The sequence below is a fragment of the Avibacterium endocarditidis genome, from assembly GCF_965138825.1.
GTDB classification, from domain to species: Bacteria; Pseudomonadota; Gammaproteobacteria; order Enterobacterales; family Pasteurellaceae; genus Avibacterium; species Avibacterium endocarditidis.
Genome location: NZ_CBCSDH010000013.1, coordinates 38,485 through 53,095, shown reverse-complemented (window position 1 = coordinate 53,095; position 14,611 = coordinate 38,485). Strand labels below are relative to the sequence as shown.

Here is a 14,611-nt window from a genome sequence, read left to right as displayed (position 1 = left end):
ACGGCGTGCTTTGATGATTTCTTCAATCGGCTCTTGGGCTTTTTCTGTCCACATTTCAATCAAGAAAGCACCTCGGTAATTGAGTTCAGCAAGGGTTTTAAAGCAGGTCACAAAATCCACACAGCCCTTACCAAATGGCACATCACGGAATTGCCCTGCGCAGGTTTCTGTGACTTTATAAGTATCTTTCAAATGAATCGCAGAAATCTTGTCGATGCCTAATTTCAATTCCTCTACCACATTGTCATTCCAGGCAGACAGGTTGCCGAGGTCTGGATACACGGTAAACCAAGGGGAACGGATAATGTCATCCCATTTTTTCCAACGCGTAATGGAGCTCATAAATTGCGTATCCATAATTTCCATAGAGAGGGTTACTTGATTACTTGCTGCTAACTCAACCGCCCATTCCATCCCTTGATGAAAGCGCTCAAGCGTACCTTCATCTTGCTCTTCGTAATACACATCATAGCCTGCCAGTTGAATAGTGCGAATACCAACATCTACCGCCAGCTGAATGGCTTTTTCCATGATTTCATAGGCTTTTTGGCGTGTAGTTTCATCGTGGCTGCCAAAAGGAAAGCGGCGATGCCCTGAAAGGCACATAGAGGGAATCGTCACGCCGGTATTGATGATAGTTTGCACCAGTTCAAGGCGCTGTGCTTTTGTCCAATCTAAGCGGCTGAGGCGCTCATCGCTTTCATCAATGGAGATTTCCACAAAATCAAAGCCACAGGCTTTGGCGATGGAAAGTCTATCTTGCCAGCTGATATGTTTAGGTAAGGCTTTTTCATAAATGCCTAATTTGTGTTTTCTCATTTTGTTTTCCTAATAAAATTAGTGAAATTTTGACCGCACTTATGTTTATTACGCAAGAATAACTTCAAGGCCTAATAAGGTTAGCTGTTCAATAATTTGTGGATCGGCTTCTTTACCCGTAATGAGTAAATCTATATCTTGTAATTGGGTAAATAGCATCCCTACTTGTTTGCCTAATTTCGAGCTATCTAGTAGTACAACGTATTTTTCTGCTTTTGAGGAAAGTTGTTGCTCTGAGTTGGCAATAATCATATCTGTTTTGAATAGACCATCACGCGTAAAACCTTTACCGCTAGTAAACATAATATGTGCAGAGTAATTGGTTTCATTTTGTTGGTTAAGAGAGAGTGTTATTGCTTTTTCCTTATTATATTGTCCTCCCATAATCACTAGATCAGAGTGTCGACATTCAATTAGGTAATTAGCCAGAGGAATGTAGTTCGTTATGATTTGGACATCTTTTCTGCTTAGTTGCTTACCTAATAATTGCACTGTTGAACCACAGGTTAAAATAACACTTTCCCCGTTCTTACATAGCTGCGCGGCTGCTTTCGCAATACGTTGTTTTTCATCAAAGTGATTGATGGTTGTTTTTTCAATAAGGGGAATGGTTCCTTTGATTGCTTCTGCCCCATTACGAATTTTTTTTAGTTTGCCTTGTTGATCGAGTTTGCTAATATCTCTACGCGCTGTTGCTGGAGAGATATTTAATAATTGCATAATTTCAACAGTAGACAGTACATTTCGTTCTTCAAGTAAATTGAGCAATGCTTTATGTCGATAGTTTTCGTTCATTATATTTCCTTAATGATCACTAGAAGTTACTGCAATAATGAGCGAAATCCCCTGCTTTCACAGGGGATGACCAATTTTAAAGCATGGCTTTAAATTGGATATTCGGCTCTTGCTCAAAGCAGTCATCAAAACCTCTAGGATGATGGTATTCAATGAGGTCTTTATCCCTTGGATAAACATATTTTCCGCCAACTTCCCAAATGAACGGATGGAATTTATATTGTAAACGTTCTTTGCGCATTTTCCATAAGGCAATGATCTCATCTGTGCTTGCCATAAAGTTCGTCCAGATATCATGATGGACAGGGATGATGACTTTACAGCGAAGACTTTCTGCCATTCTAAGTAGATCAATGGATGTCATTTTATCGGCAATACCGACAGGATTTTCGCCATAGTTATTTAATGCAACGTCAATATCAAATTCTTTTCCATGTTTAGCAAATTGGATAGAGAAGTGGGAGTCCGCACCGTGATAAATTGTGCCACCAGGAGTTTTGAATACATAGTTAACCGCTTTGCGTCCCATTTCTTCATCACTCGGACATAGCCCTTTCAATTCTCCACCTTGTTCTTCTGCCCCTTCCACTGGAAGGGTAACAAGGCAAGTTCTATCAAAAGAATCTAAGGCGTGAATTTCAACATCCTTAATTTTCACTACGTCTCCCGGTTTTACTGTAATTAGACGATCTTCTGGTACGCCCCATTTTTTCCATAATTCTGTGCAATGCCACGGGCCTACAAATTTTACATGGTCTAATTTAGGATTGTTCACAATAGCGGCGGCCACATTTACATCAATATGATCGCTGTGGTAGTGGGAGGCGAGAATAAAATCCACTTCATTAATAGCAAAAGGATCAATAACCATTGGTGCTGCGCGTAAATTGGGCTGTAATTTACGCACGCCAGCCATATTTGCCATTTGGTGACCTCGAACCATATCTTTTACTTTTTTGGTTGATTTACCGCGGCTACACCATAAATCCATACATAAATTTGCTCCACCGGGTGTTTTAATCCAGACGCCAACGCAGCCTAGCCACCACATAGCAAAGTTACCTTCTGGGACAACTTCTTGCTCTATTTCTTCATTTAACCAAGTTCCCCATTCAGGAAAGGTAGATAAGATCCAGCTTTCGCGGGTGATTTCATTTACATTTGGCATAATCGACTCCTATAAGGTTTGTTATCTTCTTTAATCTTTTTTAATCATAAATAATCATTAAGGGTAAATAAAGATGATTTTCATCGAATTGTGACATAGATCACGTTTTATCTGATTGCATCCTTCTGTTTACGGATATCTTTCCTTATTTTTATTAGTTGTGATTTTATTTTATATGATTATTTTTGTGACTTTGCTCACATATTGTCAAAAATAATCTTTTTATCTGATTGTAATTGAGTATTATAGTCACGATTTTTGTCGCGTTAGATAAAAACATCTTTTCATAATCATTGTTTATTCAAGGGGATAAATATGGATACAATAATGCACTATTTCGGTATTTTTAATACGCAAGTCTTATCTAAGGCACCTTTCTTGTTAGGTATTGTTGCGTGTTTGGGATATATTCTTTTAAAGAAAGATACAACTACGGTTATTAAAGGTACGATCAAAACCATTGTGGGTTTTATGATCGTGCAGGCAGGGTCAGGGTTCTTAGTTACAAACTTCAAACCTGTAATTGAAGGGCTTTCTAAATTTCATAATCTGACAGGGGCTGTTATCGATCCTTATACCAGTATGCAGGCAACCATCCAAACTATGGCGGACAATTATGGTTGGGTTGGTTATGCTGTTATTGGCGCATTATTTTTAAACATCTTATTAGTTGTATTTAGACGTTTCACGGGCATTCGCACTATTATGCTAACTGGACACATTATGTTCCAACAAGCTGGTTTAGTTGCGGTATTTTATATGATCATTGGCGCTTCAATGTGGGAGACAGTCATTTATACTTCGGTATTAATGGCGTTATATTGGGGGATTTCGTCAAATATTATGTATAAACCAACTCAAGCAGTTACTGGTGGAGCAGGTTTTTCCATTGGACATCAACAACAAATTGCTTCTTGGATCGCAACCAAAGTTGCGCCAAAACTGGGGGATAAGACTGACAGTGTTGATAATATGAAGTTGCCAAAATGGCTACATATTTTCCACGATAGTATTTCTGCAACAGCATTAGTTATGACGATATTCTTTGGGATTATCTTGCTCTCTTTTGGTTTAGATAATTTGCAAGCAATGGCGGGCAAAACCCATTGGTCTATGTATATTTTAGAAATGGGACTAAAATTTGCTGTTGCAATCCAAATTATTGTAACTGGTGTTCGTATGTTCGTGGCTGAATTGTCTGAGGCTTTCAAAGGAATTTCTGAACGTCTTATTCCTAATTCTGTGTTAGCGATTGACTGTGCTGCCATTTATGCCTTCTCGCCAAATGCGATGGTATTTGGTTTTATTTGGGGGGCGATTGGTCAATTTGTTGCAGTCGGATTGTTACTTGGGTTTAATTCTCCGATCTTAATTATTCCTGGTTTTATTCCAATGTTTTTCTCTAATGCGACTATTGGTGTATTTGCGAACCAATTTGGTGGCTGGAAAGCAGTGATGAAAATTTGTTTTGTGATGGGGATTGTCGAGGTAATGGGGTCAGCGTGGGTAATCCAACTTTTGGCTACGCAAGGTGCAGAGTTTAATGGTTGGATGGGAATGGCTGACTGGGCATTATTTTTCCCACCAATTTTACAAGGTATTGTAAGTGTGCCGGGATTCTTCTTTGTTATTCTTGCGCTTGCTATGGTCTATATGTTCTTTGCTTCTCGTAAATTGCGAGCTGATGAAGCAGCAGCGGCTGCGGCAGGGAAAACATTGGAACAAATGGATGGCTACGGCAATGATGATGTGGTTGAGCAAGAGTTAGGTGCAGAAGTGCAAGCAGAAAGCCCAATGGGAGAAAATCCAGTACGCATTTTGGCGGTATGTGGCTCAGGACAAGGTTCATCAATGATGATGAAAATGAAAATTAAAGGTTATTTAGATAAACAAGGAATTGCCAATATTATGGATTCTTGCGCTGTGACTGATTACAAAGGAAAATTAGATGGCGTGGATATCATTGTGTGCTCTAAACACCTTGCCGATGAAATTAATGGTGGAGAGCGCGTTTCTGTACTAGGCGTACAAAATATGCTAAACCCAAATTCCTTTGGCGATGAATTAAAAGCGTTAATTAAGAAGTATCAGTAATTTGTGTATCCTGCCGCATTTTATCTAAGTGCGGTAGGAATTTTGGAGATTTTTATATGTTAAAGCAATCATTAATTGAAAATAATTCAATCAAGTTACATCAGAAAGCGGAAAATTGGGAAGAGGCGATTAAACTTGGAACAGATATGCTTGTTGCTTCAGGCGCAATAGAGCCTCGTTACTATGATTCCATCATCAATATGATCAAACAAATGGGGCCTTATATTATTTTATCACCTGGTTTAGCTATGCCGCACGCAAGACCCGAAGATGGTGTAAATCGCACAGCCTTTGCTTTAGTTACATTGGACACGCCTGTGCAATTTGAAGGAGAAGAAGAACCGATTAGTGTATTAATTACTCTCGCAGGAAGCGACTCTGATCAGCATATGCAAGGGATTATGGAAATAACTCAAGTATTAGAAGACGATGATCCAAATAGTGAAACAGGTGTTGATTTAGAAAAAATACTTCAGTGTCAGCGTGCCGAAGATGTCCATCTCGTTATTGATCAAGCATTATCAAATTAATTGTTAATTAGAAGGAAGAAATTATGTCAAAACCTTTACTACAAATTGCGTTAGATTCTCTTTCATTAGAAAAAGCTGTTGCAGATGCTAAACAAGCTGAAGCTTTAGTGGATATTATTGAAATTGGCACAATTCTCGCTTGTGCTGAGGGAATGAAAGCTGTTAGCACACTACGCGCCTTACATCCCAATCACATTCTAGTCTGTGATCTTAAAACAACAGATGGTGGCGCGATTTTAGCAAAAATGTCTTTTGAAGCCGGGGCTGATTGGCTAACAGTTTCTGCTGCCGCGCATCCTGCAACTAAAGCAGCTTGTAAAAAAGTAGCAGATGAATTTAACCAAGCTCATCCAGAGCTCAAAGTGAAAAAAGAAATTCAAATTGAGATTTACGGCAACTGGACACTTGAAGACGCTAAACAGTGGGTTGATCTTGGTGTCACTCAAGCGATTTATCACCGTTCTCGTGATGCCGAATTAGCAGGTAAAGGTTGGACAGCGGAAGATATTGAAAAAATGAAAGCACTAGAATCTTTAGGGTTACAACTTTCCATTACAGGCGGGATTGTGCCTGAGGATATTCATTTATTCAAAGATATCAAAAACGCCAAAGCCTTTATTGCTGGGCGTGCGTTAGTGGGAGAAAAAGGTCAAGCTACAGCGCAAGCTATCCGAAATGAAATTGATAAATATTGGTCTAAGTAAATTTTTAAATCTAAATAGAGAAATGGCACTTTGAATAGTGCCATTCTGGATTTTGTCTAGATACAACAATTGTATGCTTTGCGTATGTAATTAACATATTTAAGCAAGTAAGACAAAATTTTTCTATATAACGGATAAGTTTGTCAAGCAAAATTAAATCGTATTTGCATTTTATATGCGTTATCAATAGCATGTAGCTATTATGATAAAAATTATCCACTCAGAATTAAAACCGAAAAGAATGGGGGGAATTTTTATGTTTTTATTTGCTTAGACTTCTATTTAGCTTGATTTTCTAAGTAAATCCACTCTGCCACTTGTTTGGCGAAATAGGTGAGAATGCCGTCTGCGCCTGCGCGTTTAAAGCACAGCAGACTTTCCATAATACATTCTTTTTCTTTCAACCAGCCGTTTTGAATAGCCGCCATATGCATTGCGTATTCACCCGATACTTGGTAAGCAAAAGTTGGCACGCCAAAGTGTTGTTTCACGCGGTACACCATATCCAAATAAGGCATTCCCGGTTTTACCATCACCATATCCGCACCCTCTTGAATGTCTAATGCCACTTCTTGCAGGCCTTCATCGCTGTTGGCAGGATCGAGCTGGTAGGTTTTCTTATCGCCACCTTTCAGATTGGCTGAAGATCCCACCGCATCGCGGAATGGGCCATAATAATTCGAGGCATATTTGGCAGAATACGCCATAATTTGCGTGTTGATAAAGCCTTTTTCTTCAAGTGCGGTGCGAATTTTGCCAATTCTTCCGTCCATCATATCACTTGGTGCGACAATATCAGCCCCTGCTTCGGCGTGGGAAAGGGCCTGTTTCACCAACACTTCCGTGGTGATGTCATTGAGAACATAGCCGTCATCATCAATAATGCCGTCTTGTCCGTGTACCGTGTAAGGATCGAGTGCCACGTCTGTTAGCACGCCCAATTCTGGATAAGTTGCTTTTAACGCTTTGACCGCACGTTGTACTAAGCCATTAGGATTGTAGGCTTCTTCCGCCATCAGGGATTTTTTACTTTGATCAATCACAGGGAACAAGGCGATCACTGGCACGCCATATTTGACTAACAATCCCGCTTCAATAAGTAACTGATCTAAGGTTAAACGCTCCACGTTAGGCATTGACGGCACAGGTTCGCGATAATTTTCACCTTCAATAATAAACACCGGATAAATTAAATCATCTGCTGTGAGCTTGTTTTCTGCCATTAAGCGGCGGCTGAAATCGTGCTTACGCATACGGCGTAAACGGCGTGCAGGAAAGCCTGTAAAAATTTGTTGAGTCATCATTATTCTCCAAAATCTTTTCGTTATAAGGATAAGGGGCGAACACATTGGTTTGCCCTAAAACTGGTTGGAAAGAAATTATTCTTTGTTTTGTTGTGCTTCACTCTCGTTGCTGTCGGTGTCGCTGCCCGTGTCGTCATTATCTTCTTTCGGGCGATAAAAACGCGCAAATAATAACCCCACTTCAAATAATAGGCACATTGGAATAGCAAGCAAGGTTTGTGAAAAAATATCCGGCGGTGTAAGCAACATTCCCACCACAAAGGCGGCAACGATAATGTAAGGACGTTTTTTCTTCAAATCGTCAATAGTGGTAACCCCAGACCAACAAAGCAAAATAATCGCCACTGGAACTTCAAAACACACGCCAAAAGCAAGAAATAAGGTGAGAACGAAATCTAAGTAGCTACTAATATCCGTGGCAATGGCAACCCCTTCTGGCGCGGTTTTGGTAAGAAAACCAAACACGAGCGGAAACACCACATAATAGGCGAACGCCACGCCTAAATAAAACAGCACAGTGCTAGAAAATAACAGCGGATAAATTAAGCGTTTTTCGTGCTGATACAATGCTGGCGCGATAAATGCCCACACTTGGTAAAGCAAGAATGGCACAGAAATAAACACCGCGACAACACCCGTTAATTTCAATGGGGTAAAGAAAGGCGTCGCGATATTGGTTGCGATCATACTCGCCCCTGACGGCATTACGCTGAGTAATGGCGAGGCGACAAAATTATAAATATCGTTGGCAAAATAAACCAAGCCTAAAAAGACCAGCGCCACCACGAACACGCAACGTAATAGACGATCACGCAGTTCAAGTAAATGGCTAATTAAAGGTTGGGTTTCTTCAACAGTCATAAAATGCCTTTATGCTTTTTCTGATTGGGATTTTGTTGAAGGGGCAACATCAGCAAGGGTATCATCTTCAGGATAGTATGCACTGGTTAGCTCCAATTGAGATTCATCTTGCTCGGCAAGCTCTGCCATATCCGCAGGGGAAAGTGCGTTTTCTGCTGATGTATCACTTTGAGTGCTGTCGTGATGTGCGGTTTCTTGCTGTGCAATTTGTTCAGAATTTTGCACCGCACTTTTTAATTCTTGCACTTGATGCTCAAAGGACGTTTGCGTGCTTGCCGCTTTTTCTTCTAAATTGGCTTTAATTTTTTCCGCAGAAGCCTTTAATTCTTCCACCGTTTGGCTCAATTCAGGAGAAAGCTGCTGTAAATTAAGGTGTTCGGCTTTTTTGATGCTTTCCTGTAATTCCTGCAATTTTAATTCTTGGCTCAATTCATTTTGAACATTCGCCGCTAAGCCACGAATGGTGCGAACCCAGCCCATCACGGTACGAATCGCCACGGGCAAGCGTTTAGGGCCTAGCACCACTAAGCCCACAATAGAAATTAACAGTAATTCAGAAAAACCAATATCAAACACGGATTATGCCTGTTCTTTGTCTTTTACAGTTTCCGCTTTCGCTTGTTGTGCGTCATCGACAATTTTTTTCGGCTCTGCAGCTGTTTCATCATCTTTCATTGCGTTTTTAAAGCCTTTCACTGCAGTCCCTAAATCTGAACCCACATTACGCAATTTTTTTGTGCCGAAGAAAACTAATACAATTAACAAAACAATGAGTAATTGCCAAATACTTACGCCACCTAAACCCATTTTTTTACTCCTATAACTAACTTAATGAAATCGTGCCAAAATATAACTTTTTTATTCATCTTGAACAATAGACAATTTGCATTATTTCACATTTTATTGATTTATCGCCACATTTTGCCTATAGATAAAGGCTATGGCATTATCAGAGCTATAAGCCAAAGCACTCCACCGCCTGTTAATAAACCGATATTTTCCCATAAAGGTAAAGCGGAAAATTGCCATAATGTTCCCAAAAACAGCACCGTTCCCATTATCAGCGCAAGGGCTTTTTTCTGCCAGCGTTGCTGTCTTGCCAACTTTTTATTGATTTCGTGTAACTGTTGGCGAATTTGTGTTTGCTGTTTCAAGGCGTCCATTAATGTCGCGGGGAATTGGGGTAAATGCTCGGTAATATAAGGCAAACTGGCTTTTAAATTTTTGGCGAACGCTTTAATGCCCATTTGCTCATCTAACCAATTTTGTAAAAAAGGTTTTGCTGTATCCCATAAATCCAACTGCGGATAAAGTTGTCGTCCCAAACCCTCAATATAAAGCAAGGTTTTTTGCAACAACACCAGTTGCGGTTGCACCTGCATATTAAATTCGCGTGCCACATTGAATAAATTGAGCAATACCTGCCCGAAAGAAATTTCCGATAAGGGCTTGGCGAAAATTGGCTCGCACACTTCACGGAAAGCCTGTTCAAATTCATCAATATTAGTATCTTGCGGCGTCCAGCCTGCATCAACGTGCATTTGTGCTACGCGGCGATAATCACGGTTAAAAAAGGCGACAAAACTTTCTGCTAAATAGCGTTTATCGTTATCGTTCAAACGTCCAACAATCCCGCAATCAATGCCGATGTATTGTGGATTTTCAGGGTGATTTGGATTAACAAAAATATTGCCTGGGTGCATATCGGCGTGGAAAAAGCTATCACGGAACACTTGGGTAAAAAACACTTGCACGCCACGTTCTGCCAGCAATTTCATATCCGTGCCGTTGGCTTTTAGGGTTTCCACATCAGAAACGGGAATGCCGTAAATACGCTCCATTGTGATCACATTGCGATAGCAAAATTCTTGATACATTTCAGGAATATACAACATCGGGCTATCGGCAAAGTTGGCTTTGAGCTTAATGGCGTTCGCCATTTCGGTGCGTAAATCCAGTTCATCACGCAAGGTTTTTTCATATTCGCGGATCACCTCCACCGCCCGCAACCGATAGCCTTCGCTTGATAAACGGGGAATCCAACTCGCCAGCTTGTACATCCAGCTCAAATCCGCATCAATTTGTGGCTGAATATTTGGGCGTAGCACTTTCAGCACCACTTCTTTGCCCGCAAGGGGTTGTTCGGCATTAAAGCGAGCGGTATGCACCTGTGCAATGGATGCGGACGCGAGCGCGATTTCATCAAAATCTTCAAACCAAGTTTCTAATTTTCCGCCAAAGGCTTGTTCAATTTGTTCGCGAGCGATTTTGCCGTCAAATGGCTCAACTTGATCTTGCAATAATGCCAATTCATCAGCAATATCAGGGGGGAATAAATCTCGTCTTGTGGAAAGCATTTGTCCGAGCTTGATCCAAACTGGCCCAAGCTCTTGTAACGCAAGGCGTAAACGCAAACCAAAGGCGAGATCTTTATGCTGATTGCGTAGCCAAAATAAGGTTTTTCGCCAACAGCGCAAAGGTCGCGTATAGGCGTTGTGGGGCAAGGCTTCATCAATGCCGTAAATTAAAAAAGTGCGGATAATTTTGTATAAACGTTTGAAATCTTTAAAAGTCATCAGATTAAATTCGGTTCTTTTCAAGTTGAGCTAATTTTTGTTCCACAAGTGCGGTCTGTTTTTCCAGTGTTTTTACTTGCTCGCAAAAATCTGCAATGGCAAGGCTTGGCGAGATCACCGCCCATTCTTCCGTTAAACGCTCGCCGCAATATTGTTGGCTTTCGCTCAATTTGCGTTTTGCGATTTGACAAAAACCACGCAAAAAATCCACCGCACTTTGTGCGATCACATCGCCGACAAAAGGAGAAAGCAGTTCGGCAGGATCTTTTTCTAAAAATTCTAGCAGAGCGGTGAAGTCTTGCAACACTTGCAGATCCCCTTGAAGCTGAATAGATTGATCATTCAGATAGCGGGATAATTGCTGTTTGCTCGGCATTTTGAATAATAATTGAGCGTTCAGGCTGACCGCACAATCTACCTCGCCCTCATAGCGATTGAGCAGGTCGATACGTTGCGGTGAAAATAAAAAATATATCGAAAAATCAAACTGTTGCGGCTGGATTTTCAGCACCTTGCCGTTAAGTTTGCGTAAATAAATTTCGCTATGTGTGGTGCGTTTTAACAAATAATTGAGTAAGGATTCCAACGCACCGTTGAGCCATTGTGGCAGCATTAATTGTTGCAGGAAGTTCATTTTTTGCTCGCTTAAAATTTATAGCCACGGTGCAACGCCACAATGCCCGCGCTGAGATTGTAGTAACTCACTTGCTCGAACCCCGCTTGCTCCATCATTGTTTTAAGATCTTCTTGTTTCGGGTGCATTCGGATTGATTCGGCTAAATAACGGTAACTATCGCCGTCATTCACCACCACTTCACCGATTTTCGGCAAAATATTGAAAGAATAAAAATTATATATTTTGCTGAGTGGATCTAAAATCGGTTTGGAAAATTCCAACACCAACAAACGTCCACCGGGTTTCAGCACGCGAAACATTGAACGCAATGCTTTGTCTTTGTCTGTAACATTACGCAACCCGAAACTGATAATCACGCAATCAAAGGTGTTATCAGCAAAAGGCAAGGTTTCCGCATTGGCTTGCACATAATTGATGTTGCCAATCACGCCAAGGTTACGCAACTTTTCTCGCCCTACATTGAGCATTGAGGAATTAATATCCGCCAAAATTACTTGCCCAGTTTCCCCCACAATGCGAGAAAACTTGGCACTGAAATCCCCCGTTCCCCCTGCCAGATCAAGCACTTTCTGCCCTTTGCGTACGCCGCTGCAATCAATGGTAAAGCGTTTCCAAACACGGTGAATGCCAAAAGAAAGCAAGTCATTCATTAAATCGTATTTGCCCGCCACCGAATGAAACACGTTAGCTACGAGCTTTTGTTTTTCTGCTTTCGCCACAGTTTGGAAGCCAAAATGGGTGGTTTCTTGCTCGTTATCAATAGGATCTACGTTAAGCTGTTCTACATCAGTTTGCGCAAAGTGCGGTGCATTTTCTTGCTGTTTTTTGTGGGTATTGTTGTGGGAAGTCATAACCTTGTCCGAAAATAATCTGAATGCTACTTAGGATAACAAAAAATAGCGGATTTCTCCGCTATTTTTATTCGATGTGAAAAAGAAAATAAGGGCGAAAGGTTGCTTTCGCCCTTATCATTTTAGAACCACAATAAATAAGCCACTGTACCAATCACAAATACGCTAATGAGATTGAGCAAGATACCAGCTCGGATCATTTCACGTTGTTTCACTTCGCCAGTACCAAATACAATCGCGTTTGGCGGTGTGGCGACTGGTAACATAAAGGCACAAGATGCCCCTAAGCCGATGATTAACGCAAGGCCAAGCTCTGGCATTCCTAAAGATTGTGCAATGGAGATAAAAATCGGTACTAATAAGGCCGCACTTGCGGTGTTAGACGTAAATTCCGTTAAGAAGATGATAAATGCTGCCACCAATAAGCCGATGAGATAGAAATGTCCGCCTTCAATTAAGAATACGATACCATCAGCCAAAATGCGGCTCGCGCCTGAATCACGCAATACGGAACTTAGGGTTAAACCACCACCAAACAGCATTAACACACCCCAGTCCGTGTTGTTTTGTAATTGTTTCCAAGAAGCAACTCCTGTGGCACAAATCACCACCGCAGCGAAGAGCGCAATCACACTATCAAAGCTGGCAATTTTTTTCTCAAGCCCTAGTAAGGAAGAAAGCATTGGGTTGATTTTGCTGCTGAATACCCAGCATAGTGCGATCAAAACGAAAATCGCAAGGGTGATAATGCGTTTTGGATTAAACTCAATTTTCTCAAACTCTTGTTTGAAGTGAAGATTAAGTTTTGGTCGGAATACCATATATAATGTGCCGATCATTATTGGCAATAACAGGATCATTACAGGTAAACCATAACCTAACCAATCAGAGAATGTCAGTTTAAGTTGGGTGGCTACAATATTATTCGGTGGGCTACCCACGAGTGTTCCCATACCGCCGATACTTGCACTATAAGCAATCCCTAATAGTACGAAAACATAGGTATTATGCTCACGTTCTTTATCCATTTGGCTTAAAATCCCCATTGCCAGTGGTAACATCATTGCCGCGGTTGCGGTGTTACTCATCCACATTGATAAAAATGCGGTAATGGTAAAGAGATAAAGCACCGCCACCAATAAACGTCCGCCTGCTAATGCCATAATTTTGTTGGCAATCATACGGTCAATATTTTGTTGGTGTAAGGCTGTGGCAAGCGCAAATCCCCCAAAGAATAGGAAGATATTTGGATCAGCAAAGGCAACCAGCGCCTGCTTGGTGGTAACCAAATCCAACACAATGGCCAATAGCGGCACTAAAAGCGCAGTGATGGTAACGTGCAAGGCTTCGGTAAGCCATAACACGGCGATAAATGCCAGCATTGCTAAGCCTTTGTTCGCTTTGGGATCGAAAGGCAGAAAATTCAATAAAATAAAGAAAAGCACCATATCGGCAATAAGAATAATTCCATTGCGATGTGAGGTGGTTTGAGTTGATGTTGCATTCATAGTAATTCCTCTTTATGGTTGTTATTTGTGCTAACTTTTTTGGGTTAGCCATAAAGACAAGCTAACGTTATCAACTTGTTAATAAAAAGCAACAAAAAATTTGTGGTTTTGTGAGGCAGGTCAGAAAAATAATTGGGGAAATCGTACAAAGGGATAAGAAAAGGAAAAATAAGGACAAAAAAATAATGGCAAGAAAAACTTGCCATTATGTTAATCCTTAATCAAATTATTCTTCTTCGGTATCTTCTAACTCTAACGGCTCTTGCGAAAGAATAATGCCAGTTAAATCTGCATACACATAGTCTTCCGGGTAGAAAGTAACACCACCAAAATTCACTGGCACATCGACTTCCCCTTGCGTATCATCACTTGCGCCCACTGGAATTGGCGCAAGGGCTTGAATACCAATATCTAAATTTTCTAATTGTTGAAGTTGGCGAACCGCACCGTAAACAATAATTCCTTCCCAGCCATTATCTAGGGCAAGCTGAGCAAGATCCGCATCAATCAAGGCTTGGCGCACTGCACCACCACCATCAATTAATAATACGCGACCTTCACCGTTTTCTTCTAAAATCTCGGCAATTAAGCCATTGCTTTCAAAGCATTTTACCGTGGTAACCTTGCCGTAAAATGAGGTTAATCCGCCAAAATTAGAAAAGATCGGTTCAACAACATCAACTTGATCTAAATAAACATCGCACAATGTGGAAGTATCAATACACATAAGTTCACCTTTTTACGCTGAAAATGATTGTTCTAGT

General features: G+C 40.9%; 15 protein-coding genes. 3 read left to right on the top strand and 12 right to left on the bottom strand.

All coding sequences use genetic code 11. The features are described from left to right. The 3 genes from ACNAV8_RS08640 to ulaG all read right to left on the bottom strand — a co-directional run. Positions 1–819: L-ribulose-5-phosphate 3-epimerase (locus tag ACNAV8_RS08640; RefSeq protein WP_415777573.1), on the bottom strand; the 819-nt coding region annotated here is incomplete at its 3' end. Between the two features lie 48 nt (positions 820–867). After that, a complete protein-coding gene (gene ulaR / locus ACNAV8_RS08635) occupies positions 868–1,614 on the bottom strand; it encodes an HTH-type transcriptional regulator UlaR (RefSeq protein WP_103855234.1) in 747 nt (248 codons plus the stop codon). Positions 1,615–1,690: 76 nt separating this feature from the next. After that, entirely contained in the window at positions 1,691–2,782 is a 1,092-nt protein-coding gene (gene ulaG, locus ACNAV8_RS08630; RefSeq protein ID WP_103855235.1) for an L-ascorbate 6-phosphate lactonase, read from the bottom strand. Positions 2,783–3,097: 315 nt separating this feature from the next. Between ulaG and ACNAV8_RS08625 the strand changes: the two genes are divergently transcribed. Genes ACNAV8_RS08625 through ACNAV8_RS08615 form a run of 3 tightly spaced genes read left to right on the top strand, consistent with a single transcriptional unit; the run spans position 3,098 to position 6,110 of the window. After that, a complete protein-coding gene (locus ACNAV8_RS08625; RefSeq protein WP_103855236.1) occupies positions 3,098–4,876 on the top strand; it encodes a PTS ascorbate-specific subunit IIBC in 1,779 nt (592 codons plus the stop codon). Positions 4,877–4,932: 56 nt separating this feature from the next. After that, positions 4,933–5,406, top strand: a complete 474-nt coding sequence (locus ACNAV8_RS08620; protein ID WP_103855237.1) for a PTS sugar transporter subunit IIA — start codon at positions 4,933–4,935, stop codon at positions 5,404–5,406. A gap of 23 nt (positions 5,407–5,429) precedes the next feature. Next, positions 5,430–6,110 carry a 3-keto-L-gulonate-6-phosphate decarboxylase UlaD gene (locus ACNAV8_RS08615; RefSeq protein WP_103855238.1) on the top strand — a complete coding sequence of 227 codons (681 nt, stop codon included), beginning with the start codon at positions 5,430–5,432 and terminating at the stop codon, positions 6,108–6,110. A gap of 278 nt (positions 6,111–6,388) precedes the next feature. On the opposite strand, the gene hemB is transcribed toward ACNAV8_RS08615, so the two are convergent. The 9 genes from hemB to rraA form a co-directional block, all read right to left on the bottom strand. Then, complete coding sequence (gene hemB / locus ACNAV8_RS08610; RefSeq protein WP_415777576.1) at positions 6,389–7,411, bottom strand: porphobilinogen synthase; 1,023 nt, start codon at positions 7,409–7,411, stop codon at positions 6,389–6,391. A 78-nt stretch (positions 7,412–7,489) separates the two neighbouring features. Next, positions 7,490–8,275: a twin-arginine translocase subunit TatC gene (gene tatC, locus ACNAV8_RS08605; RefSeq protein WP_103855239.1), complete on the bottom strand. Its 786-nt coding sequence runs from the start codon at positions 8,273–8,275 to the stop codon at positions 7,490–7,492. A 9-nt stretch (positions 8,276–8,284) separates the two neighbouring features. After that, positions 8,285–8,851 carry a Sec-independent protein translocase protein TatB gene (tatB, locus tag ACNAV8_RS08600; protein ID WP_415777572.1) on the bottom strand — a complete coding sequence of 189 codons (567 nt, stop codon included), beginning with the start codon at positions 8,849–8,851 and terminating at the stop codon, positions 8,285–8,287. Between the two features lie 3 nt (positions 8,852–8,854). Further along, positions 8,855–9,082: a Sec-independent protein translocase subunit TatA gene (tatA, locus tag ACNAV8_RS08595; RefSeq protein ID WP_103855241.1), complete on the bottom strand. Its 228-nt coding sequence runs from the start codon at positions 9,080–9,082 to the stop codon at positions 8,855–8,857. Positions 9,083–9,213: 131 nt separating this feature from the next. Continuing rightward, positions 9,214–10,851: a ubiquinone biosynthesis regulatory protein kinase UbiB gene (gene ubiB / locus ACNAV8_RS08590; protein ID WP_103855254.1), complete on the bottom strand. Its 1,638-nt coding sequence runs from the start codon at positions 10,849–10,851 to the stop codon at positions 9,214–9,216. A gap of 4 nt (positions 10,852–10,855) precedes the next feature. Continuing rightward, the gene (locus tag ACNAV8_RS08585; protein ID WP_415777570.1) at positions 10,856–11,485 is read right to left on the bottom strand and encodes a ubiquinone biosynthesis accessory factor UbiJ; all 630 of its coding nucleotides are present in this window, start codon (positions 11,483–11,485) and stop codon (positions 10,856–10,858) included. An 11-nt stretch (positions 11,486–11,496) separates the two neighbouring features. Further along, on the bottom strand, positions 11,497–12,339 hold the full coding sequence (gene ubiE / locus ACNAV8_RS08580) for a bifunctional demethylmenaquinone methyltransferase/2-methoxy-6-polyprenyl-1,4-benzoquinol methylase UbiE (RefSeq protein WP_245872564.1): 843 nt from the start codon (positions 12,337–12,339) through the stop codon (positions 11,497–11,499). 122 nt (positions 12,340–12,461) lie between these two features. Further along, the gene (locus tag ACNAV8_RS08575) at positions 12,462–13,847 is read right to left on the bottom strand and encodes a DASS family sodium-coupled anion symporter (protein ID WP_103855242.1); all 1,386 of its coding nucleotides are present in this window, start codon (positions 13,845–13,847) and stop codon (positions 12,462–12,464) included. Positions 13,848–14,073: 226 nt separating this feature from the next. Further along, the gene (gene rraA / locus ACNAV8_RS08570) at positions 14,074–14,574 is read right to left on the bottom strand and encodes a ribonuclease E activity regulator RraA (RefSeq protein ID WP_103855243.1); all 501 of its coding nucleotides are present in this window, start codon (positions 14,572–14,574) and stop codon (positions 14,074–14,076) included. Positions 14,575–14,611: the final 37 nt, after the last annotated feature.